This window comes from Bordetella saccharivorans, assembly GCF_045862855.1.
In the GTDB taxonomy this organism is placed as follows: domain Bacteria; phylum Pseudomonadota; class Gammaproteobacteria; order Burkholderiales; family Burkholderiaceae_B; genus Bordetella_A; species Bordetella_A petrii_F.
The window spans coordinates 2,020,524-2,042,980 of record NZ_BAAFZO010000001.1; the positions used below are offsets into that span (position 1 = coordinate 2,020,524).

Annotated in this window: 22 protein-coding genes and 1 riboswitch; of the genes, 14 read left to right on the plus strand and 8 right to left on the minus strand. The window is 69.6% G+C overall.

What is annotated here, in order from left to right:
• Positions 1 to 9: 9 nt before the first annotated feature.
• The 4 genes from ACKTT0_RS09725 to ACKTT0_RS09740 all read left to right on the plus strand — a co-directional run bounded on the left by ACKTT0_RS09725 (position 10) and on the right by ACKTT0_RS09740 (position 4,897).
• A complete protein-coding gene (locus ACKTT0_RS09725; protein WP_407849697.1) occupies positions 10 to 1,029 on the plus strand; it encodes a metal ABC transporter solute-binding protein, Zn/Mn family in 1,020 nt (339 codons plus the stop codon).
• 41 nt (positions 1,030 to 1,070) lie between these two features.
• Positions 1,071 to 1,661 (plus strand): DUF1007 family protein, encoded by a 591-nt coding sequence (locus tag ACKTT0_RS09730; protein WP_407849698.1) that lies wholly within the window; start codon positions 1,071 to 1,073, stop codon positions 1,659 to 1,661.
• On the plus strand, positions 1,658 to 2,677 hold the full coding sequence (locus ACKTT0_RS09735) for a nickel/cobalt transporter (RefSeq protein ID WP_407849699.1): 1,020 nt from the start codon (positions 1,658 to 1,660) through the stop codon (positions 2,675 to 2,677). Before ACKTT0_RS09730 ends, ACKTT0_RS09735 begins: the two co-directional genes overlap by 4 nt.
• A gap of 141 nt (positions 2,678 to 2,818) precedes the next feature.
• Positions 2,819 to 4,897 carry a TonB-dependent receptor domain-containing protein gene (locus ACKTT0_RS09740; RefSeq protein ID WP_407849700.1) on the plus strand — a complete coding sequence of 693 codons (2,079 nt, stop codon included), beginning with the start codon at positions 2,819 to 2,821 and terminating at the stop codon, positions 4,895 to 4,897.
• A 12-nt stretch (positions 4,898 to 4,909) separates the two neighbouring features.
• On the opposite strand, the gene xerC is transcribed toward ACKTT0_RS09740, so the two are convergent.
• Genes xerC through ACKTT0_RS09765 form a run of 5 tightly spaced genes read right to left on the minus strand, consistent with a single transcriptional unit; the run spans position 4,910 to position 9,340 of the window.
• On the minus strand, positions 4,910 to 5,884 hold the full coding sequence (gene xerC, locus ACKTT0_RS09745; protein ID WP_407849701.1) for a tyrosine recombinase XerC: 975 nt from the start codon (positions 5,882 to 5,884) through the stop codon (positions 4,910 to 4,912).
• A 41-nt stretch (positions 5,885 to 5,925) separates the two neighbouring features.
• Positions 5,926 to 6,600 (minus strand): DUF484 family protein, encoded by a 675-nt coding sequence (locus tag ACKTT0_RS09750; RefSeq protein WP_407849702.1) that lies wholly within the window; start codon positions 6,598 to 6,600, stop codon positions 5,926 to 5,928.
• A 39-nt stretch (positions 6,601 to 6,639) separates the two neighbouring features.
• Positions 6,640 to 7,554, minus strand: a complete 915-nt coding sequence (gene dapF, locus ACKTT0_RS09755) for a diaminopimelate epimerase (RefSeq protein ID WP_407849703.1) — start codon at positions 7,552 to 7,554, stop codon at positions 6,640 to 6,642.
• Positions 7,555 to 7,572: 18 nt separating this feature from the next.
• Positions 7,573 to 8,463: a lysophospholipid acyltransferase family protein gene (locus tag ACKTT0_RS09760; RefSeq protein WP_407849704.1), complete on the minus strand. Its 891-nt coding sequence runs from the start codon at positions 8,461 to 8,463 to the stop codon at positions 7,573 to 7,575.
• Positions 8,456 to 9,340 (minus strand): lysophospholipid acyltransferase family protein, encoded by an 885-nt coding sequence (locus ACKTT0_RS09765; protein ID WP_407849705.1) that lies wholly within the window; start codon positions 9,338 to 9,340, stop codon positions 8,456 to 8,458. Before ACKTT0_RS09765 ends, ACKTT0_RS09760 begins: the two co-directional genes overlap by 8 nt.
• Positions 9,341 to 9,612: 272 nt before the next feature.
• Here ACKTT0_RS09765 and metK point away from each other — a divergent pair, with 272 nt between their 5' ends.
• Entirely contained in the window at positions 9,613 to 10,776 is a 1,164-nt protein-coding gene (metK, locus tag ACKTT0_RS09770; protein WP_407849706.1) for a methionine adenosyltransferase, read from the plus strand.
• A 76-nt stretch (positions 10,777 to 10,852) separates the two neighbouring features.
• Here the strand turns inward: metK and ACKTT0_RS09775 are convergent, their stop codons facing one another.
• Complete coding sequence (locus ACKTT0_RS09775) at positions 10,853 to 11,314, minus strand: GNAT family N-acetyltransferase (protein WP_407849707.1); 462 nt, start codon at positions 11,312 to 11,314, stop codon at positions 10,853 to 10,855.
• Positions 11,315 to 11,339: 25 nt separating this feature from the next.
• Positions 11,340 to 12,263 carry a LysR family transcriptional regulator gene (locus ACKTT0_RS09780; protein ID WP_407849708.1) on the minus strand — a complete coding sequence of 308 codons (924 nt, stop codon included), beginning with the start codon at positions 12,261 to 12,263 and terminating at the stop codon, positions 11,340 to 11,342.
• 138 nt (positions 12,264 to 12,401) lie between these two features.
• Here ACKTT0_RS09780 and ACKTT0_RS09785 point away from each other — a divergent pair, with 138 nt between their 5' ends.
• The 9 genes from ACKTT0_RS09785 (at position 12,402) to metF (ending at position 21,454) form a co-directional block, all read left to right on the plus strand.
• Positions 12,402 to 13,382 carry a tripartite tricarboxylate transporter substrate binding protein gene (locus ACKTT0_RS09785; protein ID WP_407849709.1) on the plus strand — a complete coding sequence of 327 codons (981 nt, stop codon included), beginning with the start codon at positions 12,402 to 12,404 and terminating at the stop codon, positions 13,380 to 13,382.
• Positions 13,383 to 13,440: 58 nt separating this feature from the next.
• Positions 13,441 to 14,862, plus strand: coding sequence for a 3-isopropylmalate dehydratase large subunit (gene leuC / locus ACKTT0_RS09790; protein ID WP_407849710.1), 1,422 nt, complete (start codon positions 13,441 to 13,443; stop codon positions 14,860 to 14,862).
• Entirely contained in the window at positions 14,859 to 15,509 is a 651-nt protein-coding gene (gene leuD, locus ACKTT0_RS09795; protein ID WP_407849711.1) for a 3-isopropylmalate dehydratase small subunit, read from the plus strand. Before leuC ends, leuD begins: the two co-directional genes overlap by 4 nt.
• 33 nt (positions 15,510 to 15,542) lie before the next feature.
• Complete coding sequence (locus tag ACKTT0_RS09800; RefSeq protein ID WP_407849712.1) at positions 15,543 to 16,427, plus strand: alpha/beta fold hydrolase; 885 nt, start codon at positions 15,543 to 15,545, stop codon at positions 16,425 to 16,427.
• A 74-nt stretch (positions 16,428 to 16,501) separates the two neighbouring features.
• On the plus strand, positions 16,502 to 16,741 hold the full coding sequence (locus ACKTT0_RS09805; RefSeq protein WP_094807992.1) for a DUF1289 domain-containing protein: 240 nt from the start codon (positions 16,502 to 16,504) through the stop codon (positions 16,739 to 16,741).
• Between the two features lie 118 nt (positions 16,742 to 16,859).
• Positions 16,860 to 17,918, plus strand: a complete 1,059-nt coding sequence (locus ACKTT0_RS09810) for a glycosyltransferase family 4 protein (RefSeq protein ID WP_407849713.1) — start codon at positions 16,860 to 16,862, stop codon at positions 17,916 to 17,918.
• 627 nt (positions 17,919 to 18,545) lie between these two features.
• Positions 18,546 to 18,669, plus strand: a riboswitch (S-adenosyl-L-homocysteine riboswitch).
• Between the two features lie 100 nt (positions 18,670 to 18,769).
• Positions 18,770 to 20,188: an adenosylhomocysteinase gene (gene ahcY / locus ACKTT0_RS09815; RefSeq protein ID WP_407849714.1), complete on the plus strand. Its 1,419-nt coding sequence runs from the start codon at positions 18,770 to 18,772 to the stop codon at positions 20,186 to 20,188.
• Positions 20,189 to 20,264: 76 nt separating this feature from the next.
• Entirely contained in the window at positions 20,265 to 20,600 is a 336-nt protein-coding gene (locus tag ACKTT0_RS09820; protein WP_028354407.1) for a phage holin family protein, read from the plus strand.
• Positions 20,600 to 21,454 (plus strand): methylenetetrahydrofolate reductase [NAD(P)H], encoded by an 855-nt coding sequence (gene metF / locus ACKTT0_RS09825; protein WP_407849715.1) that lies wholly within the window; start codon positions 20,600 to 20,602, stop codon positions 21,452 to 21,454. Before ACKTT0_RS09820 ends, metF begins: the two co-directional genes overlap by 1 nt.
• Positions 21,455 to 21,572: 118 nt before the next feature.
• Here metF and ACKTT0_RS09830 read toward each other — a convergent pair whose 3' ends face one another.
• The gene (locus ACKTT0_RS09830; RefSeq protein WP_407849716.1) at positions 21,573 to 22,433 is read right to left on the minus strand and encodes a proteasome-type protease; all 861 of its coding nucleotides are present in this window, start codon (positions 22,431 to 22,433) and stop codon (positions 21,573 to 21,575) included.
• Positions 22,434 to 22,457 lie beyond the last annotated feature (24 nt).

Consider the following 22,457-nt stretch of genomic DNA (forward strand, 5'->3'; position numbering starts at 1 on the left):
GAGAACGACATGCATCGGTTCTTTGCCGCCCAGGCGCGGCGCCGCGTATTGATGATGCTGGCCCTGGGCGCGGCTTGCGTGTCCGCGCCGCTGGCGGCGCGCGGTGCGCCCCCCGTGCCGGTGGTGGCCACGTTCTCGGTGCTGGGCGACATGGTACGCATCGTCGGCGGCGACGATGTGGCGGTGACCACGCTGGTCGGGCCGGACGGCGACGCGCACGGATACGAGCCGACCCCGGCGGCGGCGCGCGAGCTGGCCAAGGCCGCCGTGCTGGTCGAGAACGGCCTGGGTTTCGAGAGCTGGCTGCCGCGCCTGGCGAAGGCGGCAGGGTTCACGGGGCGCAGCGTGGTCGCATCGGCGGGCATCGCGCCCCGCAAGTTCGACGCCGACGCCCACAGCCATCACCATGATGGCGACCACGACCACGACCACGACCACGACCACGACCACGGCCACGACCATGGCCAGGCGGCGGGCGGGGGGCATCATCATCACGGCGACGTCGACCCGCATGCCTGGCAGAGCCTGTCCAATGGCGCGGCATATGTGCGCAATATCGCGGCCGGGCTGGCGGCCGCCGACCCGGCGCGGGCCTCCGCCTATCAGGCGCGCGCCCGGGCCTATATCGCCCGCATCGAGGCCCTGGACGCGCAGATCCGCGCGACGTTCGCGGCCCTGCCGGCCGAGCGCCGGCAGGTGGTGACTTCGCACGACGCGTTCGGCTACTTCGGCGACGCCTATGGCGTGCGTTTCATTGCCGTGGCTGGCTTGTCCACCGACGCCGAGCCGTCGGCCGCCGATATGGCCCGCATCATTGAGCAGGTCAAGCGCGAACGCGTGCCCGCGCTGTTCGTCGAGAACATCACCAACCCCGCGCTGGTGCGCCAGATCGCCCGGGAAACCGGCGCGCAAGTCGGTGGTACGCTGTATTCCGATGCGCTGGCGCCATCGGGAGAGCCGGCCGCGACCTATCTGGGAATGTTCGAATGGAATGCGCGCCAGCTTTCCGCGGCCTTGCAGCCGCGCTGATCATGGCCTGCACTGCGCCAGCGGTACAGGCTCATCCGCATATGTGGATCGACGCCCGGGCGCGCATTGCGTTCGACTCGCAAGGGCGCATCGCGGGCATCCAGCAGGACTGGCAATTCGATGAAATGTTCGGCGCCTATACCACCCAGGGCCTGGACAAAGGCCCGGACGGCAGCCTGCCGGCCGAGACGCTGCAGGGCATGGCGCGCGACTGGATGAGCGCCCTGGGCGAGCCGATCTCGCACTATTTCACGCGCGCGACGCTGGACGGGCAGACCCTGGCGTTTGGCGAGCCGCGCGACGCGACGGTGCGCTGGAATCCGCAAGACGAGCGCCTGACCCTGTCGTTCACGCTGCCGCTGGCCCAGCCGGTGGCGCCGGGCGCGCCGGGCGTGCGCTTTGACATCTACGACCCGACCTACTTCGTCGCCTATGCCTTCGACGCGCCGGGCGCCGTGACGCTGGCCGCCGCGCCGGCCGGCTGCGCGCCGGCCTACCAGCCGCCGCGCGAACTCGACTGGAAGACCATGCAGCAACTGGCCGCCATTCCGGCCGACCCGGACGCCTTGCCGGAGGAACTGTTCGCCATCACCAAGGGCCTGACCCATCGCATCGAGGTGGCGTGTCGATGAGCCGGTTGCGCGCCTGGGCATGGCTGTTGCTGTTGTCGCTGGCCCCGGCGCTGGCGTGGGGGCAGGGCGCGCACCCGTTCGGCGTGCCGGAGAGCGGCGCCGGCTGGGCCGGCCCCGATTGGCTGACGGCGCTGTTCGGGCAGGTGTCGGCCTGGCAGACGCATTTCTATCGGCAACTGACCGGCGCGGTGCGCGCCTGGCAGGCCGACGGCACGGCGGCGTGGGGCCTGCTGGGGCTGTCGTTCGCGTACGGCGTGTTCCACGCGCTGGGGCCCGGTCACGGCAAGGCGGTGATCGCGTCCTACGTGCTGGCCAACCGCCAGACCGCCCGCAACGGCGCGGTGCTGGCCTTGCTGTCGGCGCTGTTGCAGGCGCTGGTGGCGATCGCGCTGGTGGCGGTGTTGGCGTGGCTGCTGCACGCCACCGCGCCGGCCATGAACCGCGCCACTCGCTGGCTGGAAACCGCGTCTTATGTGTTGATCACCTTGCTGGGGGCCTGGCTGGTCTGGGCCAAGGCGGTGCGGCCCTCGCTGCGCCGCGGCGCGCGGCGGGATCCTCCTCATGCACCGGCGCATGCGCATGAGCATGGCCATGGCCACGCTCACGGGCACGCCGCGGCGCACGATCATGGCGCCTGCGGTTGCGGGCATGCGCACGCGCCCGCGGCGGAGCAGGTCGCCGGCGCGCTCGAATGGCGCAAGGCCGTGTCAGCCATCCTGGCGATGGGCTTGCGGCCGTGCAGTGGGGCGCTCATCGTGCTGGTATTCGCCTTGTCGCAGGGGTTTTTCGTGGCCGGTATCGCCGCGGCCCTGGCGATGGGCCTGGGCACCGGCCTGACCGTGGCCCTGCTGGCGGTGTTCGCCGTGCTGGCCGGCAGCGCGGCCACGCGCTTCAGCGCCCGCCTCTCTACCGCCGGCGCGGCGCGCGCGCGCATGGCCATCGAGGCGCTGGCCGCGCTATCCATCTTGCTGCTGGGTGTGCTGCTGCTGGGCGGCCAGCTCGCCGGCGGCGCCTGAGCCCCCATTCACCGCCGGCCGCCGCATGTCGCGGCTGGCCCGGCTGCCTGTCCGCGCCGGCCATTTTCCTGCTGTAAATCGAGTTGATATGTTATATCATTCGCTAGTTTTGAAATGATATAACGTTTAACGGGAAGGGAAATGGATTTCAAACCGCAGCCCCTGGCGCTCGCCTTGTCTCTGGCCCTGGCGCCCGCGGTCCAGGCGCAGCAGCAACCGGCCGCGCCGGATGCGGCGCCTACGCTGGCGCCGGTCATCGTCTCGGCCAGCCCCCTGGGCCTGGACGCCGACAGCATGGCGCTGCCGGCCCTGGTGGTGGACGGCGACGCGCTGATCGAGCGCCGCCAGGGCACCTTGGGCGACACGCTGAATGGCCTGCCGGGGGTTCATTCCGACACGTTCGGCGGCGGCGCCAGCCGGCCGGTCATCCGCGGCCAGACTGCGCCGCGCGTCAAGGTGCTGTCCGACGGGTCCGAACTGATGGACGCTTCCGGCGTGTCGCCCGACCACGCGGTGACGACCGAGCCGCTGCTGGCCGAGCGCATCGAAGTGCTGCGCGGCCCGGCCACGCTGCTCTACGGCGGCGGGGCCATTGGCGGGGTAGTCAATGTGCTGGACCGCAAGATCCCCACCGCCATCCCGGAGCGCGGCGTCGAGGCCGAGGCGGAAGTGCGCGGCGCCACTGGCACCCGCGAGCGCGCGGGCGCGGTCGGCATCACGGCGGGCGCCGGCCAGTTCGCGGTGCGGGTCGAAGGCATGAAGCGCCGCACCAGCGACTACGACGTGCCCGACTGGCCGGGCGGCAAGCTGGAAGGCTCGTATAGCGAATCGGCGCAGGGCAGCGTGGGCTTGTCCTGGGTGACGCCGCGCGGCTACGTCGGCGTGGCCTATACCTACCTGGAAAGCGAATATGGCTTGCCGGGCCACAATCATGACTACGAGGGCTGCCATCCGCACGGCTCGCACCTGCATTGCGGCGGGCATGACGGCCACGATCACGGCGAGGACGAGCACGGCGATGAGCATGGCGAGGGGCACGATCACGAACATGAGCATGGCGGCGTGCCGTATGTGAAGCTGCGCAGTGACCGGGTCGACCTGCGCGCGGAGTATCGCGAGCCGTTCGCCGGCTTCGAGAAAGTACGCTTCCGCGGCGGGCTGACCGACTACCAGCACCAGGAAATCGAAGGCGGCGAGGTCGGCACGACCTTCAAGAACCGCGGCTACGACGCGCGCCTGGAGCTGGAGCACAAGCCGCTGTACGGATGGCGCGGCGTCATCGGCATGCAGAATGCCTTCAGCGATTTCAGCGCCGATGGCGAAGAAGCGTTCCTGCCGCGCAGCGAAACGCGTTCCACCGGCATCTTCCTGCTGGAGGAGTACCGCCTGGCCGACTGGCGCTTCGAGGTGGGCGCGCGCCAGGACTGGCAGCGCATTTCACCCGAGGGCGGGCAGCCGCGCTCGAGCCAGTCGGGCACTTCGCTGTCGGCCGCCGCCATCTGGGACTTCGCGCCGCAATATTCGCTGGCCCTGTCGCTGTCGCGCTCGCAGCGGCTGCCGTCGGCGCAGGAGCTGTACGCCGACGGCGTGCACCTGGCCACCAATACCTATGAGGTCGGCAACCCCGACCTGGGCAAGGAAACCTCGCGCAATATCGACCTGACGCTGCGCAAGCACGCCGGCGACACGACCTTCAGCCTGAGCGCCTTCCACAACCGGGTGAAGAACTACATCTACGCCGACACGCTGGACCAGTTCGAGGACTTCCGCCTGATCGAGTACACGCAGCGCGACGCGGAATTCACCGGCCTGGAAGGCGAGGTGCGCCACCAGTTCACCAAGGTGTTCTCGGCGGCCGTGTTCGGCGACTATGTGCGGGGCAAGCTGACCGGCGGCGACGGCAACCTGCCGCGCATCCCGGCCGCGCGCCTGGGCCTGCGCGCCGACGCGAAGTGGCGCCAGTGGTCGGGCGGCGTGGAGTACTACCATGTGTTCCGCCAGAACGACCTGGCCGACTACGAGTCCAGCACGCCCGGCTACGACATGGTCAACGCGGTGGTCAGCTATCGCGGCGGGCTGGGCGCCGAGGCGGGCTACGAAGTGTATGTGCGCGGCACCAACCTGCTGGACAAGCTGGCCTACAACCATGCATCGTTCATCTCGCGCGTGGCTCCCTTGCCGGGCCGCAGCGTCATGCTGGGGGTCCGGGTCACGTACTGACCCGGACGGGCGTCAGGACTTGCGGCCGGCGCGCGGGTGCGCCTGGTCGTAGGCCTTGGCCAGGTGCTGGAAATCCAGCCGGGTGTAGATCTGGGTGGTGGAGATATTGGCGTGGCCCAGCATCTCTTGTACGGCGCGCAGGTCCTGCGCCGATTGCAGGACATGGCTGGCGAAGCTGTGGCGCAGCACATGCGGATGCACGTGCGCCGGCAGGCCGGCCGCCTGCGCGACCTTGGCCAGTTGCAGCTGCACGACGCGCGGCGAGATGCGCCGTCCGCGCGCGCCGACAAACAGGGCGGCGGCGTCGGACGGCGCGGCCGCCGCGGCCGCCAGTTGGGGGCGCGCCTCGATCCAGCGCTGCAGCGCGGCCAGGGCTGCCTGCCCCACCGGCACGCTGCGCCGCTTGCCGCCCTTGCCCAGCACGGTTACTTCGGCATCGACCAGGTTCAGCCAACTGCGCGATTCATAATCCGCCGATCGCTCGTAGCGCAGGTCCAGCCCGACCAGTTCCGACAGGCGCAGACCGCTGGAATACAGCAGTTCGAACATGGCCTGGTCGCGCAGCGCGGCGGGTTCGGTGGCCAGCCGCGCGGGCGCGTTGTCGAGCAGGGCCTGGGCCTGCTCGACCGACAGGGCCTTGGGCAGCCCGCGCGCCGCCTTGGGCGCGCGCACGCCCGTGGCGGGGTTGCCGGGCAGCCCCGCCACGGGCGCCCACCATTGATAGAAACCGCGCCAGGCGGCCAGCGTGCGCGCCAGGCTGCGCGGCCCCAGGCCCTGGGCGTGCAGGCGCGCGATGAACTGGCGGATGTGGCCATTGGCGAGCTGGTCCAGCGGCAGGCGCGCCGCGCCTGCCAGCTCGGCCAACTGGCGCAGGTCGCGCCGGTAGCCGTCCAGGGTATGGGGAGAATAGCGCCGGTGCGCCCGCAGGTGCTGCAGCCAGGCGTCCATCGGCTGTGGCAGCGGCGGGGACGATTCGGCGGTCGCCATGGCGGTTCCGGGCGGGAGGGCGGCCACCGGATGTCCCGGGATCAGCGTCCGGCCGAGGTGTCGAGCCGGCGCAGCGCGGCCGACGAGAGCCGGCCGATCGCTTCGAGGAAGACCGTGCCCATTTCCGGGCTGAAGCGCTCGGGGTCGTCCGACCCCAGCACCAGCAGGCCCACGCTGGGCTGGTCGGGCTCGAGGCGCAGCGGGACCAGGGCCAGCGACTGGGGCTTGGCGTCGAGCCAGCCGGCCGCTTCGAAGCCGGTGTCGGGGCCGCAATAGGGGGCCTTGAGGCTGTCGGTGAAAGCCTGCACGTCCGACGAGACCGGCTCGCCGTAGCCGGTGGGCGGCAGCCCCGCCAGGTTCCACAGGCGCAACGCCACGTGGTTCAAGTCGAACTGCTGGGCCAGGCCCAGCGCGATTTCGCCGGGCAGGTGCTGCGGGTCGGTCTCGCCGAGCAGGCGGGAGCACCATTGCGCGACGTGGTCGCCGATGGCCTCGTTGGAGTCGGCCTGGTGCACCAGCTCGTTGAGCCGCCATTCGAGTTCGCGATTGCGCTCGCGCAGCGTGAGGATCTGCCGTTCGCCCAGCGAAATGGCCTGCGCGCCATGCGGATGAGGCACGCGCAGCGTGGCGAAGACCTCGGCGTGCTGGTCGAAGAAATCCGGATTGTCCTGCAGGAAGGCCGCCACGTCCTGGGCGGTGAGAGCGGTGTCAGTCATGGGTATGTAGGGCCTGTTGGCACTGAAGGGGGGGCCGTCCTAGCGGCCGAGGGCCAGGGAAAAGACCAGTTTGTCGATATCGACCTGGCCTGCAAAGACCGAGGCGGCGGGGCCGGTCATGCGCAGGCGTTCGCCGTTCCAGTCGACCGTGAGCGTGCCGCCGCGCGTGTGCACGCGCACGGGCGAATCGAGCAGGCCGCGCCGGATGCCGGCGGCCACCGCCGCGCAAGCGCCGGTGCCGCAGGCCAGGGTTTCGCCGGCGCCGCGCTCGTAGACGCGCAGCCGGATGGCGTGGCGGTCGACCACTTGCATGAAACCGGCGTTGACGCGCCTGGGGAAGCGCGGATGGCGTTCGATGAGCGGCCCGATGGCGGCCACCGGCGCGGTGTCGACGTCATCGACCTGCTGCACGGCATGCGGATTGGAGATGGCCACGGCCGACACCTGCACGCTGCGCGGCAGGCCGGCGGACGCCTCGGGCAGGTCGAGCTGCCAGAGGGTGTCCTGGCCCTGCGTCGTGGCGGCCAGCCCGTTGGTGTCGAACGGCAGGGCGGCGGGATCGAAGCGGGTCACGCCCATGTCGACCGTGACCTGCTCGTCGTCGCCTTCGTCCAGCACCAGGATGCCGGTGGCGATTTCGGCGCGCAGCGGGTTGCGGTCGGACAGGCGCTGTTCGTGCACGAAGCGCACGAAACAGCGCGCGCCATTGCCGCAGTGCTCGACCTCGGAGCCGTCGGCGTTGAAGATGCGATAACGGAAGTCGGCGTCGGGGCGCGTGGCGGCCTCGACCAGGAGGATCTGGTCGGCGCCGATGCCGAAATGGCGGTCGGCCAGGGCGCGCGCTCGCTCGGGCGTCATCTGGATGGCCTGGCGCACGCCGTCGAGCACGACGAAGTCGTTGCCCGCGCCGTGCATTTTGGTGAAGTTCCACATCATGAGGCGATTATCGCCCATTACGCGGCCGCGTTGGCGTCAATAGAACTTCGGCTCGCCCAGCGGGCGGGTCTTGAAGCGCCGGTGCACCCAGTAGTACTGGCTGGGGCAGCGCCGCACCAGGGTTTCGATCTCGCGGTTCAGGCGCGCCGTGGCGTCTTCGAGGCTGCCGTCGCCCGGGAAGTCTTCGAGCGGCGGCAGGACTTCGACGTGATAGCGGCCGGTGGCAGGGTCCCAGAAATCGGCCACCGGCATGACGACGGCATTCCATTTGCGGGCCAGTTGCGCCGTGGCCAGCAGGGTGGCCGCCGGCACCCCGAAGAACGGCACGAACACCGCGCCGGCGCGGCCGAAGTCCATGTCGGGCAGGTAGTAGACCGGACGCGGCGCGCGCAGGTGGCGGATGAGCTCGCGCACGCCGTCCTTGCGGTTGACCAGGAAGACCTCGTTGAAGCGGGCGCGGCCGACGCGCACGATGGTGTCCACGGCCGGGTCGCTTTGCGGGGTGTACATGGTGGCGCTGCTGGGCACTTCCATGGTGAGCCGGGTGGCGGCTGCGTCCAGCGCCACGAAATGCGGCGCCAGCAGGATCACCGTGCGCCCCTGGGCGATGTGGTCGTTGATGCGGTCGGCGCCGGTCTGGGTGACCAGTTCGCGCACGGCCTCGGGCGTGCCGTACCAGAGCACGCCGCGGTCGACGATGGTCTGCGCCAGGGCGCGGAAGTGCTCGCGGGCCCAGCGCTCGCGGACTGCTTCCGGCTGGTCGGGAAAGCACAGGCGCAGGTTCAGGCGCACGATGCGCGCGCGCGAGCGGGCCAGCTTCAGGGTGAGCCAGCCCAGGGCGGCGCCAATTTTCAGGCGGGTGGCCGGGCGCAGGCGGCCGAACCAGGCGAACAGCCAGGCCAGGGCGCGCGTCTTGAATTCAGTCATGGGGCGGCAGGGCGGTTTCGGCAGCGGGCCCCGGCGGCGGGGGCGGCGCGCCGCGCGGGGTCTTGTAGCGGTTGTAGCTCCATAGGTATTGGTGCGGAATGCGGCGGATCAAGCCTTCCATGGCGGCGTTGAACAGCGCGGCCTGGGCCTGCGGGTCGGCCGGCAGCGGTTCCGGCACCCGCGCGAAGTGCACCCGCCAGCCGCGCCCGCGCGCCAGGCGTTCGCCCGCGACCACGATGACGGCGACTTGCGTCTGCGCGGCGAGCTTGCCGGGCAGGGTCATGGTGTAGGCCATGCGGCCGAAGAACGGCGCCCACACGCCTTCCCCCTCGCCGGGAGCCTGGTCGGGCAGCAGCCCGACCGATTCGCCGCGGCGCAGGGTGCGCACGAACTCGCGCACGCCCTGCATGGTGGCCGGCACGGCTTTCAGGCCGGAGGTGTTGCGGGCGGTTTCCAGCAAGGGTGCCAGCGCCGCGATGCGCGGCGGGCGGAACATCACCGTGACGGGGGTGCGGCGCGCCACCGCCACATAGCGGGCGGTGATCTCGAAACAGCCCAGGTGCGGCGTCAGGAACAGGATGCCGCGGCCTTCGGCCAGGGCCGCCTCGACCACGTGGAAATCGTCGGAGACCACCTTGGACAGGCTTTCCGCGCTGCGGAACCAGACCTTGGGCATTTCCAGGATCATCGCGCCGGTCTCGGCGGCGGCGCGGCGCGCGAAGGCGGCGTCGGGATAGCCGGCCTGGGCGGCGTTGGCGCGCAGGCGCTGGCGATAGCGCCCGGGCCAGGCGTAGATCAGGCGGCCCAGCAGGCGTCCGGCCGCGTGCAGCACGGGCAGGGGAAGCAGGGCGACGGCGCGGAACAGGGCAAGCAGCATGCGGGGCTTGGGCCGGCGGCGCGCCCGGGCGCGCCGCCAGAAACAGGTATGGATGCAGGCGATCAGCAAGAAGCGGGCATTTTCGCCTAAAATGGCCCGAGTCGCCGAGTTAACCGACAACTTGCGGGGCGACGCCGGGGGCGCGGGTACGCGGCCCGGGCAAAATCCGCTAAAGCGTCGCGCCCAGATCGTCATGTCAGGTTCAGGTCCGGGGCGCAACGCGCCTCGTCAAACCTGTGTGCCGGCCCCGCCGGTTTCGTAAGGACGCATCCGTGGCCAACAACGATTTCCTCTTCACCTCTGAATCCGTCTCGGAAGGGCACCCCGATAAGGTCGCCGACCAGATCTCCGATTCCATCCTCGACGCCATCTTCACGCAGGACCCCAACGCCCGCGTTGCCGCGGAAACGCTGTGCAATACCGGGCTGGTGGTGCTGGCCGGCGAGATCACCACCACGGCCAACGTCGACTACATCCAGGTCGCGCGCGACACCATCCGCCGCATCGGCTACGACAACACCGACTACGGCATCGACTACAAGGGCTGCGCGGTGCTGGTGGCCTACGACAAGCAATCGCCCGACATCGCCCAGGGCGTCGACCGCAAATCGGAGGACTACCTGAACCAGGGCGCCGGCGACCAGGGCCTGATGTTCGGCTACGCCTGCGACGAAACCCCCGACCTGATGCCGGCGCCCATCTGGTACGCGCACCGCCTGGTGCAGCGCCAGAGCGAACTGCGCAAGGACGGCCGCCTGCCGTGGCTGCGCCCGGACGCCAAGTCGCAGGTGACGTTCCGCTATGTCGACGGCCGTCCGGTCGAAGTCGACACCGTGGTGCTGTCCACGCAGCACGCGCCCGAGATTTCCCAATCGTCCATCCACGAAGCGGTCATCGAGGACATCATCAAGCCCAGCTTTCCCGACGGCCTGATCACGCCCAAGACCAAGTTCCTGGTGAACCCCACCGGGCGCTTCGTCATCGGCGGCCCGCAGGGCGACTGCGGCCTGACCGGCCGCAAGATCATCGTCGACACCTACGGTGGCGCCTGCCCGCACGGCGGCGGCGCATTCTCGGGCAAGGACCCGTCCAAGGTCGACCGTTCGGCCGCCTATGCGGCGCGCTACGTGGCCAAGAACGTGGTGGCCGCGGGCCTGGCGCGCCAGTGCCAGGTGCAGGTCAGCTATGCCATCGGCGTGGCCGAGCCCATCAACATCACGGTGTACACCGAAGGCACCGGCGTCATCCCCGACGACCAGATCGCCAAGCTGGTGCGCGAGCATTTCGACCTGCGCCCCAAGGGCATCGTCAACATGCTCGACCTGCTGCGCCCCATCTACGCCAAGACGGCAGCCTATGGCCACTTCGGCCGCGCCGAGCCGGAGTTCTCGTGGGAAGCCACGGACAAGGCGCAGGCCCTCAAGACCAGCGCCTGATCCTTCCGCGCATGCAGCAAGACCCCGCCCTGGTGGCGGGGTTTTTCATTAGCATGCCCGCCGGCCCCGGTGGCGTTCAAGGCCGCGCGGCCTGGCGCGCCGCGTCCAGCCGCATGTGCAGCAGCGGAAAAGGATTGCCCTGGCCGTCGACCGGCGAGCGGCCGACGATGACGAACCCCTGGCGCTGGTAGAACCCCACCGCCTGGGGGTTTTGTTCGTTCACGTCCAGCGCCGTGGCGCCCATTTGTTCGACGGCATGCCGCAACAGTTGCCTGCCGATCCCCTGCCCGCGCGCCTGCGGCGCGATGAACAGCATCTCGACCTTGCCGTCCGCGACGCCGACGAATCCGAGGACATGGCCCGATTCGTTCTTGAAGACGCGCAGCACGACCGCGTGAAGATATTCGTGGCGAACCCGTGGACGCAATTCTGCGATATCGGCTTCCCGCAGGAAGCCGTGCGTGGCCCTGACCGACGCTTCCCACAGGGTGGCAAGGGCGTCGAACTCGCTTTCCCGTGCCGTAAAAATCCCGTTCATTGCCAGAAAACTCCCTCGCCCTGAATTACCACACGTTTGCGTCGCTGCCCGGCGGCCGCACATGGCCGGCAAAGCGCTGCACCAGGAAATCCACGAACGCCACGGTCTTGGCCGGCAGGTTCAGGCGCTCCGGGTAGAGCGCATGGATGTCGGCCGGCGGCGTGTCCCAGTCGGGCAGCACCTGCCGCAGGCGGCCCGAGCGCAGATAGGCCGCGGTTTCCCATTCCGAGCGCATGACGACCCCGTGGCCGGCCAGGGCCCATTCCAGGGCGCTCTGCCCGTCGTTGGAACTGAGCGGGCCGCGCACTTTCACGGTTTCGACACGCTGCCCGGCGCGCAGGTGCCAGGTGCCGTAGGCCACGTCGTTCTCGCGCACCACGATGCAGCGATGGCGCTGCAGGTCGCCCGGCGCGCGGGGCTCGCCGTGGGCCGCCAGGTACTGGGGCGAGGCGCACAGCAGGCGCCGGTTCGAGGCGATCTTGCGGGCGGTGAGGCGCGCGTCGGGGATCTCGCCGAAGCGCACGGCAACGTCGAAGCCCTCGTCCAGCAAGCTGACCGGCCTGTCGGTCAGCCGCATCTGCACTTCCACGTCGGGGTATTGCCGCACGAAGTCCGACACGGCGGGCACGATGTGGGCGCGGCCGAAGCCGAAGGTGGCATTCAGGCGCAGCAGCCCGCGCGGCTGCGCCCGCGTGCTGGCCACGTTGCGTTCCAGCGCTTCCAGGTCGGCCAGGATGCGGCCGCCTTCGGCCAGGTACAGCTCGCCTTCCTGGGTGACGCTGACGCGCCGCGTGGTGCGGTTGAGCAACCGCACGCCCAGCCGGCGCTCCAGGTTCGCCAGCCGCGTGCTCACCGCCGGCGGCGTGAGCCCCAGTTCGCGCGCGGCCGCCGACAGGTTGCCGTGCTTGACCAGCAGCGAGAAGAAAGCCAGGTCGGACAGGGCATCCACGGCGCAGGCCTCGCCAATTATTAAATTGAATTAAATAAAGGTTTATCCAGGCATTAATTATAAGAACAAGATGGGCCTATACACTGGCCGCACAACATCAACCAAGGCCGCCCGGCGGCCCACCCCAGAGGAGACCCCATGGCTACATCCGTTTTCCGGCGCTTCATATCCGCTGCCAGCCTGGCCGCCTGTACGGCGGCCGCGCCCGCATTGGCCCAGGATTTCCCGCAGCGGGCCATCACCCTGGTCGCGCCGTTCGCGCCGGGCGGCAGCGTGGACATCACCGCGCGCCTGATCGCCGATGCCTGGGCCAGGAAGCTGGGGCAGAGCGTGGTGATTGAGAACCGCGCCGGCGCCTCGGGCAATATCGGCATGGCGGCGGTGGCCCGCGCCCGGCCGGACGGCTACACGCTGGCCATCAACACCATGTCGCTGGCGATCAATCCGTCGCTGTTCAAGGACATGCCGTTCGACACGCGCAAGGACCTGCGCTCGGTCGGCACGGTGGCGACCTCGCAGCACGTGCTGACGGTCACCAACAGCCTGCCCGTCGACAGCGTGGCCGAGCTGCTGGCCTATGTGCGCGCGCGGCCGGCCAACGAAGTGAGCTTCGGTTCGGCCGGCACCGGCAGCACCTTCCACATGGCGGCCGAGCTGTTCAAGTCGGTCTCGCAGACGCAGATCCTCCACGTGCCGTACAAGGGCGGCGGGCCCGCCATGCTGGACACCATCAGCGGCCAGGTGCAGATGAGCTTCCCGGTGCTGTCGGCGGCCAAGCCGCAAGTCGACGGCGGCAAGCTCAAGCCGCTGGGCGTGACCGGCAAGGTGCGCTCGCCGCTGTTGCCTGATGTGCCGACCATTGCCGAATCGGGCTTGCCCGACTACGAGTTCAATACCTGGTTCGTCATCAGCGCGCCCGCCGGCACGCCGCAGGCGGTGGTGGACGTGCTCAACGCCCGCCTGGGCGAGGCGCTGCGCTCCCCCGAGGTCGCCGAGCGCATGCGCAAGGAAGGATTCGAGCCGCTGATCTCCGCCCCCGACGAGACCGACCGCATGGTGGCCGCCGAGATGACGCGCTGGGCCGGCATCATCCAGGCCGCCGGCATTACGCCCAACTGAAGCATCCGCACGGCCCGCGGCGCGGTGCCGCGGGCGTGGCACATCGAGGACCCCGATCATGCCCGGCATGACTCTCTACGACAAACTGGTCGCCAGCCACGAAGTGGCCCGCATCGACGACGAGCATGTGCTGCTGTACGTCGACCTGCACATCATGAACGAATACACCAGCCCGCAGGCCTTCAGCGGCCTGGCTGCGCGCGGGCGCGGGGTGCTGCGGCCAGGCCAGCAGATGGCGGTGGTGGACCACGTCATTCCCACGCATCCCGTGCCCGCCGCGGCGCGCATCATCCCGCAGCCGGACGCCTCCCTGCAGGCGCGCAACCTCAAGCGCAACTGCAACGAGCAGGGCATCGCCCTGTTCGACACCACCGATCCGCTGCAGGGCATTGAACATGTGGTGGCGCCGGAGCACGGCATGATCCTGCCGGGCATGGTGGTGCTGTGCGGCGACAGCCATACCACCACCTACGGGGCGCTGGGCGCGCTGGGCTTTGGCATCGGCACATCCGAAGTGGAGCATATTCTCGCCACCCAGACGCTGGTGTATCGCGTGGCGCGCAACATGCGGGTCCGCGTCGACGGGCGCCTGGGCGCGGGCGTGTCGGCCAAGGACCTGGTGATCTACGTGGTGCATCGCCTGGGGGCGCAGGGCGCGCGGGGCTATGCGGTGGAATACTGCGGCGAGGCCATCGCCGGCCTGTCGGCCGAGGCGCGCATGACCTTGTGCAACATGACCGTGGAAGCGGGCGCGCGCGCCGCGCTGATCGCGCCCGACGCCACCACCCGCGCTTATGTCGAGGCGCGCGCCCGCCACCTCGACGCCGCCGAACTGGCGCAGGCCCGCGCGCACTGGCGCACCTTGTATACGGATGCCGACGCGCGCTTCGAGGCGGAGCATGCCTTCGACGCCGCCGCCATCGCGCCGTTCGTGACCTGGGGCACCAGCCCCGACCAGGCGTTGCCGGTGACGGGCGCGGTGCCCGACCCGGAGGCCGAGCCGGACGCGCTGGCGCGCCTCGCGCTGCGCAAGGCCGTCGACTACATCGGCCTTGCGCCTGGCACGCCGATCGCCGGGGTGCCGATCGACCGTGTCTTCATCGGTTCCTGCACCAATGGCCGCATCGAGGACTTGCGGGTGGTGGCGGGGCTGGTGCGGGGCCGCCGGGTGGCGCCCGGCGTGCGGGCCATGGTGGTGCCGGGTTCGGGCGCGGTGCGGGCCCAGGCCGAGGCCGAGGGTATTGCCGCCCAGTTGATCGAGGCCGGCTTCGAATGGCGCCAGCCGGGCTGTTCGATGTGCCTGGCCATGAATGACGACGTGCTGCGCCCGGGCGAGCGCTGCGCGTCCACCACCAACCGTAATTTCGAGGGCCGCCAGGGTCGCGGCGGCCGCACGCACTTGATGAGCCCCGCCATGGCGGCGGCCGCCGCGCTGGCCGGCCGCATCGTGGACGCGCGCCAACTGGAGCACGCCGCATGACGACATCTTCCCTGATCGCGGGCATTGCCGCCCCGCTGCCGCTCAGCAACCTGGACACCGACCAGATCATGCCCAAGCAGTTCCTGCGCATCGTCGACAAGGCCGGGCTGGACCGCGGCTTGCTGTACGACCTGCGCTTCGACGCGGCGGGCGCGCCGCGCGCCGATTGCGTGCTCAACCAGCCGGCCTATGCGGGCGCGTCGATACTGGTGGCCGGCCCCAACTTCGGCTGCGGCTCCAGCCGCGAGCACGCGGTCTGGGGGCTGCAGCAGTTCGGCATCCGCGCGGTCATCGCGCCGAGCTTTGGCGAGATCTTCTTCTTCAACGCCTTGAACAACGGCCTGTTGCTGGTGCCCCTGCCGGCCCCGGACGTGGACGCGCTGTTGCAGCGGGTGTCCAATGCCGCCGGCCCGCGCGTCGAGATCGACGTGCTGGCCGGGCGGGTGCGGGCGGCGGATGGCTGGGCGGCGTCGTTCCAGTTGTCGGCCCGGCATCGCGACATGTTCGCCCATGGGCGGGATATGGTCGGCGCCACGCTGGCGCAGCTGGACGCGGTGGCCCGCTACGAGGCCGCCCACTGGGCGCGCCACCCCTGGCTGAAAGATACCGCGCGCCGCGTGCGCGCCCGGCTGGACGCGGCGGGCTGACCGGCCCGCCGGCATCATGCGAGGAAACGCATCGTGACCGACACGCTCTTTGACCTGCCGCTGCGCAGCTTTACCGTCAATGGCATCCGCATCGCCGCCCGCGTGCAGGGGGAGGGGCCGCCCTTGCTGCTGCTGCACGGGCATCCCCAGACCCATGTCATCTGGCACCGGGTCTGGCCCGAACTGACCCGTCACCACACTTGCGTCGCCGCTGACTTGCGCGGCTATGGCGACAGCGACAAGCCGCCGGCCTCGGCCAGCCATGCCGCGTATTCCAAGCGCGAGATGGCGCGCGACATGGTCGATTTGATGGCGGCCCTGGGGTTCGAGCATTTCGACGTGCTGGCGCACGACCGCGGCGCGCGCGTGGCGCACCGCCTGGGGCTGGACCATGCCGCCCGCGTGGGGCGCATGATGCTGCTGGATATTGCGCCGACCCTGGACATGTACGAGGGCACCACGCGCGCCTTCGCGCAGGCTTATTTCCATTGGTTCTGGCTGATCCAGCCGGCCCCCCTGCCGGAAACCATGATCGGCCGCGACCCGGCTTTCTATGTGCGGTCGGTAATGGGCGGGCGGCCCGGCGGGCTGGCGCTGTTCGCGCCGCGCGCTCTGGCCGAATACGAGCGCTGCGCCGGGCTGCCGGGCTGGGCGACGGGCGTGTGCGAAGACTATCGCGCATCGGCCACGGTGGACCTGGAGCATGACCGCGCCGGCCGGCAGAGCGGCGAACGGCTGCGCATGCCGGTGCGCGTGTTCTGGGGCGAGCGTGGCGCGGTGGGCCGCAATTTCGATGTGCTGGGGCTGTGGCGGGCGGTTGCCGACGATGTCGCGGGCCGCGCCCTGCCAGGCGCGCATTACCTGGCCGAGGAGGTGCCCGAGCTGGTGCTGGAGGAGGCGGCGCGGCTGTTCCGCTGAACGCCTTGCGGTTGACCCGACCCGGCGGCAGGGGCATCTAAAAGGGGACGCACTGCGGGTGCTAAGCTTCGCAGATGAGCAACACCCCTCCCGATCACGCCGCCGTTGCCGCGCCCGATGCCGCGGCGCAGCGCAGCCTGGCCGCCAGCGATTCTCCCTGCGTGGCCGTGTGTTCCACCCTGTTCGACGATATCTGCCGCGGCTGCGGCCGTACGGCCATGGAGGTGGCCAACTGGGTGTTCATGACCGACGCGGAAAAGCAGGCCGTGTGGCAGCGCATCCGCGCCCAGGGCTACCCGCGCCGCAAGGGCTAGCGGGGGGCGCCGCGGCGCGGCCGGGCTGTCTCTGGCAGGTCACATTTCTGTCGTGGGTGTGTCATATTGGGCAGGCTAAATCCCGCTATTGCCCACTCTTCCGCCCGGGGGTCGCCCGATGCGCATTGTCCTCGTCACCGATGCCTGGCCGCCGCAAGTCAATGGCGTGGTCCGCACCTGGACCACCATGCAGCGTCTGCTGACCCAGTGGGGCCATGAGCTGATCGTGGTCAGCCCGCAGGGCTCGCGCACCATTCCGGCGCCATCCGAGCCCGAGCTGCGGCTGTGCCTGACGCCGGGCCGGCAGTTGCGCCGCATCCTGGGCGACACGGTGCCGGACGCGCTGCACATCGCCACCGAGGGCCCTCTTGGCGTGGCGGCGCGCCGCATGGCGCTGCGCCGGGGCTGGCGCTTCACCACGTCGTTCCACACGCTGTTTCCCGATTATCTGCAGGCCCGCATGGGGATCCCGGCGTCGCTGCCGTGGCGCTACATGCGCTGGTTCCACCGGCCGTCGGCGCGGGTGCTGGTGCCTACGCCGACGGTGCGCGACATCGTCGCGGCGCGCGGCCTGGCAAACCTGCAGGTCTGGTCGCGCGGCGTGGACGCGGCGCATTTCCGGCCGGGCCCGCGCGATGCCTTCGGCGATTTGCCGCGGCCGATTTTCCTGAATGTCGGGCGGGTGGCGCGCGAGAAGAACCTGGATGCGTTCCTGTCGCTGGATTTGCCGGGCAGCAAGGTGGTGGTCGGCGCCGGTCCGGACGAGGCGCGCCTGCGCAAGGCTTATCCCGAGGTTCATTTCACCGGCATGCAGCCGGACGAGAAGCTGCCCGCGTATTACTCGGCTGCCGATGTGTTCGTCTTTCCCAGCCTGACCGACACGTTCGGCCTGGTGATGCTGGAAGCCATGGCCTGCGGCACGCCGGTGGCGGCGTTCCATACCGAGGCGCCGCTGGCGGTGATCGAGGCGGGCGCGACCGGTTTCGTCAACGACGACCTGGGCATGGCGTGCCGCCAGGCGCTGGAGCTGGACCGGGCCGGCGTGCGCGAGGGCGCGCTCAAGCGCACCTGGGAGAAGATCGCCCAGGACCTGCTCGAGGCGCTGGTGCCGCTGACCCCGGCCGGCGCGGCTGACTGGCCGGTTGCGGCGGGACCGGCGGCTACGGCGTCGCCTTAGCGGGGCTTGATTCTTCTGTCGGCCAGACGATCGCAGTAGGGAGTCCAGGGCGGGGCTGGGGCGTGCGGGACGGCCAGTTGGAGCGAGGGCAGCCCCCGCAGGGGCCGAGGGCGCCTGGTGGCGCGCCCGAGCCGAGCGACGTGGCCGGCCCGCACGCCCCAGCCCCGCCCTGGACTCCCAACAGCGGCATGCGTCGGTCCGCTGGACCGTTGGCGATGGGGCCCGTTGGTGTTGATGTCGTGTGCATCGCCGTGTCACCTTGATGCCCGCATGTTGGTGTCAGACACCCCTGCCACGTTTTCTCCGTTAGCAAGGCAGTGCACAAGGGGTGTCTGACACCGCATACGAGGCTTCCCACATGGGATGTCCGGCACCGGCATTGTCCCGATACGAGACATTGCGAGCCCGAGCCTGCTGGCGAAACCCGGGCGGCCAGTTGGAGCGAGGGCAGCCCCCGCAGGGGGCCGAGGGCGCCTGGTGGCGCGCCCGAGCCGAGCGACGTGGCCGACCGGGTTTCGCCAGCAGGCTCGGGCGTCTCAAGAACCCACTATCAACCAACCAATCCAGCCACGGCAAACCAGCGTCAACCGGTTTGCACGCCTCCCATCAGCCGGTACAATTCGATCCAGTCCTGAGGAGCGCTGCGACGACCTCCGGCTGCCCGCCATGCGGGCGGTACGCAGGGGCCGCCAGGCTCAGGAATCTTCCCGGGCGCCGCAGTCGCGGCGCCCAGCAACGGCGCTCACCTTTGTCGCAACGACGGCGGCAAGGGCGGGCGCCGGTCTCATAGGTGTTCCGCACGGCCGTCCGCAATGCGCACATTGCCGTTGAATCTTTACCGGAGCACACACATGAATGCCGTAACCGACCAAGCCGTTGCTGATTACCACGTTGCCGACATGTCGCTGGCAGGCTGGGGCCGCCGCGAACTGGCCATCGCCGAAACCGAAATGCCTGGCCTGATGGCCATCCGCGAAGAGTACGCCGCCAGCCAGCCCCTCAAGGGCGCGCGCATCGCCGGCAGCCTGCACATGACCATCCAGACCGGCGTGCTCATCGAAACCCTGGTGGCGCTGGGCGCCGAAGTGCGCTGGGCCTCGTGCAACATCTTCTCGACCCAGGACCACGCCGCCGCCGCCATCGCCGCCACCGGCACGCCGGTGTTCGCCGTCAAGGGCGAGACCCTGGAAGAGTACTGGCAGTACACGCACCGCATCTTCGAATGGCCCGAAGGTCGCCACGCCAACATGATCCTCGACGACGGCGGCGACGCGACCCTGCTGCTGCACCTGGGCGCCCGCGCCGAGAAGGACGCCTCCGTGCTGGCCAAGCCGGGCAGCGAGGAAGAGCGCGTGCTGTTCGCCGCCATCAAGGCCACCCTGGCGCGCGACCCGCAGTGGTATTCGACCCGCCTGGCGCAGATCAAGGGCGTGACCGAAGAAACCACCACCGGCGTGCACCGCCTCTACCAGATGGCGCAGAAGGGCGAACTGGCCTTCGCCGCCATCAACGTCAACGACTCGGTCACCAAGTCCAAGTTCGACAACCTGTACGGCTGCCGCGAATCGCTGGTCGACGGCATCAAGCGCGCCACCGACGTCATGGTGGCGGGCAAGATCGCCGTGGTGGCCGGCTACGGCGACGTGGGCAAGGGCTGCGCCCAGGCGCTGGCCGCGCTGCGCGCCCAGGTGTGGGTCACCGAAATCGATCCGATCTGCGCGCTGCAGGCCGCCATGGAAGGGTACAAGGTCGTCACCATGGAAGAGGCCGCCGCCCATGCCGACATCTTCGTCACCGCCACCGGCAACTACCACGTCATCACCCGCGCGCACATGGAAGCCATGAAAGACCAGGCCATCGTGTGCAACATCGGCCACTTCGACAATGAAATCGACGTGGCCGCGCTGGAAGACTGCCAGTGGGAAGAAATCAAGCCGCAGGTCGACCACGTGGTGTTCCCCGACGGCAAGCGCATCATCCTGCTGGCCAAGGGGCGCCTGGTGAACCTGGGCTGCGCCACCGGCCATCCCTCGTTCGTGATGTCCTCGTCGTTCGCCAACCAGACCATCGCCCAGATCGAGCTCTTCACGCGCAACGACGCCTATGTGCGTGGCCAGGTCTATGTGCTGCCCAAGCACCTGGACGAGAAGGTGGCGCGCCTGCACCTGAAGAAGCTGGGCGCCAACCTCAGCACGCTGCGGCCCGAACAGGCCGACTACATCAACGTGCCGGTCGAAGGCCCGTACAAGCCCGAGCACTACCGCTACTGATGTAGCACAATAGGCACATGCCGCGCCCGCCCGGCGCGGCATGTCCCGCCTGTCCTGGCGCCTACCGGAGAACACAATGACCTTGATACTCGTCTGGCTCTTGAATGCCGTCGCCTTGCTGGCCGTGGCCTACCTGCTGCCCGGCATCACCGTCGCCAGCTTCGGCTCGGCGCTGGTCGCCGCGCTGGTGCTGGGCCTGTTGAACATGCTGGTCAAGCCGGTGCTGGTGTTGTTGACGCTGCCCATCACCATCGTCACCCTGGGCCTGTTCCTCATCGTGCTCAACGCCTTGTTGTTCTGGCTGGCCGGGTCCATCCTGCGCGGCTTCCAGGTCAACGGGTTCTGGTGGGCGGTGGCGGGCGCCATTTTGTACAGCATCATTTCCGGCCTGCTTTCCCGACTGATTCCCTGATGACCTCTACCCCCGCCCTGAGCCTGGAGTTCTTCCCCCCGCGCGACATCGCCGCCCAAGAGCGGCTGGTGCGCGCGGCCAAGCAGATGCTGGCCATCCAGCCGCGTTACGTCAGCGTCACTTTCGGGGCGGGCGGCTCGACCCGCGCCGGCACGGCCGACACGGTGCGCATGCTGCAGAACCTGGGCTGCGATGCCGCGCCGCACTTGTCGTGCATCGGCGCCACCCGCGACAACCTGCGCGAGATCCTGGCCGCTTATCGCGAGCAGGGCGTGCGCCGCCTGGTGGCGTTGCGCGGCGACCTGCCCTCGGGCATGGGCGGCGATGCCGGCGAGCTGCGCTACGCGGCCGACCTGGTGGCCTTCATCCGCCAGGAAACCGGCGACGCCTTCCACATCGAAGTGGCGGCCTATCCCGAGATGCACCCGCAGGCGGCCAGCCCGGCCGCCGACCTGGCCCATTTCGTGGCCAAGGTCGGTGCCGGCGCCGACGCCGCCATCACGCAATACTTTTTTAACGCCGACGCCTATTTCGACTTCGTCGACCGCGCCCAGGCCAAGGGCGTGTCCATTCCCATCGTGCCCGGCATCATGCCGATCACCAACCACTCGCAGCTGGTCCGGTTCTCGGAAATGTGCGGCGCCGAGATCCCGCGCTGGATCCGCCTGCGACTGGCCGAGTTCGGCGACGACAAGGCTTCCATACGCGCGTTCGGCGTGGACGTGGTGGCCGACCTGTGCCAGAACCTGCTCGACAACGGCGCGCCGGGGCTGCATTTCTATACGCTGAACCATGCCGAGGCGACCCTCGGCATCTGGCGCCAGCTCGATCTTGCGTCGGCTGGCGTCGCCTGATCGCGCTCCCGCATTGGTGTCATCGCCGGTGTCTGACACCCTGCGGGTGTCAGACACCTGAAAACGTGAAACGGAAAGGATCAGTCCTGCGGGCGCCAGGCAACTGGAACCGGAACGATCAGCTGGCTTGCGACTTGCCCGGGTCCTGCGCCAGCACTTGCAGCGGCGCGGGTGTCGCGTCGGCGCCGCCCGGCGTGAGCCGGTGCGGCTGGTGCAGGCGGCCCGCGGCGGCCAGCGAGCCGCTCGCGCCGGCGTCGGTCCAGCTGGGGTCGGCGATCTCGGCGAAGACTTGTCGCAGGCGTTCGCCCCAGGTCTTGCGGATCATGCGGAAGTACTCGTTGTCTTCGTCGATGTGGGCGAAGTGCGTGACGCGCAACGCGCCGGCTTCGTACACCAGCATGTCCAGCGGCAGGCCGACCGAGATATTCGAGCGCAGCGTCGAGTCCATGGAAATCAGCGCGCACTTGGCGGCCTCGTCCAGCGATGTGTCGGGGCGCAGCACGCGGTCCAGGATGGGCTTGCCGTACTTGGCCTCGCCGATCTGCACGTACGGCACGTCCGGGCTGGCCTCGATGAAGTTGCCGGCCGAGTAGATCTGGAACAGGCGGCAGCGTTCGGCGCCGATCTGGCCGCCGAAGATCAGGTTGATGTTGAAGTCGACGCCGTGTTCGCTGAGCGCCTCGGCGTCGCGCTCGTGCACGCGCCGCACGGCCTCGCCCACGCGGCGGGCGGCCTCGTACATGTCGGGCGCCGACCAGAGGGAATCGGGGCTGTCGCTGTCGAGCTGGGCCAGCAGGTTTACCACGGCCTGGCTGATCGCCAGGTTGCCGGAGGTCAGCAGCACCATGACGCGGTCGCCGGGTTGCTCGAAGACGTTCAGCTTGCGGGCAACGCTGATCTGGTCCACGCCCGCGTTGGTGCGCGAGTCGGACAGGAAAACCAGGCCCGCGTCCAGGCGGGCGGCTACACAGTAGGTCATTGGTCGTACGGTGGAAAACGGCTG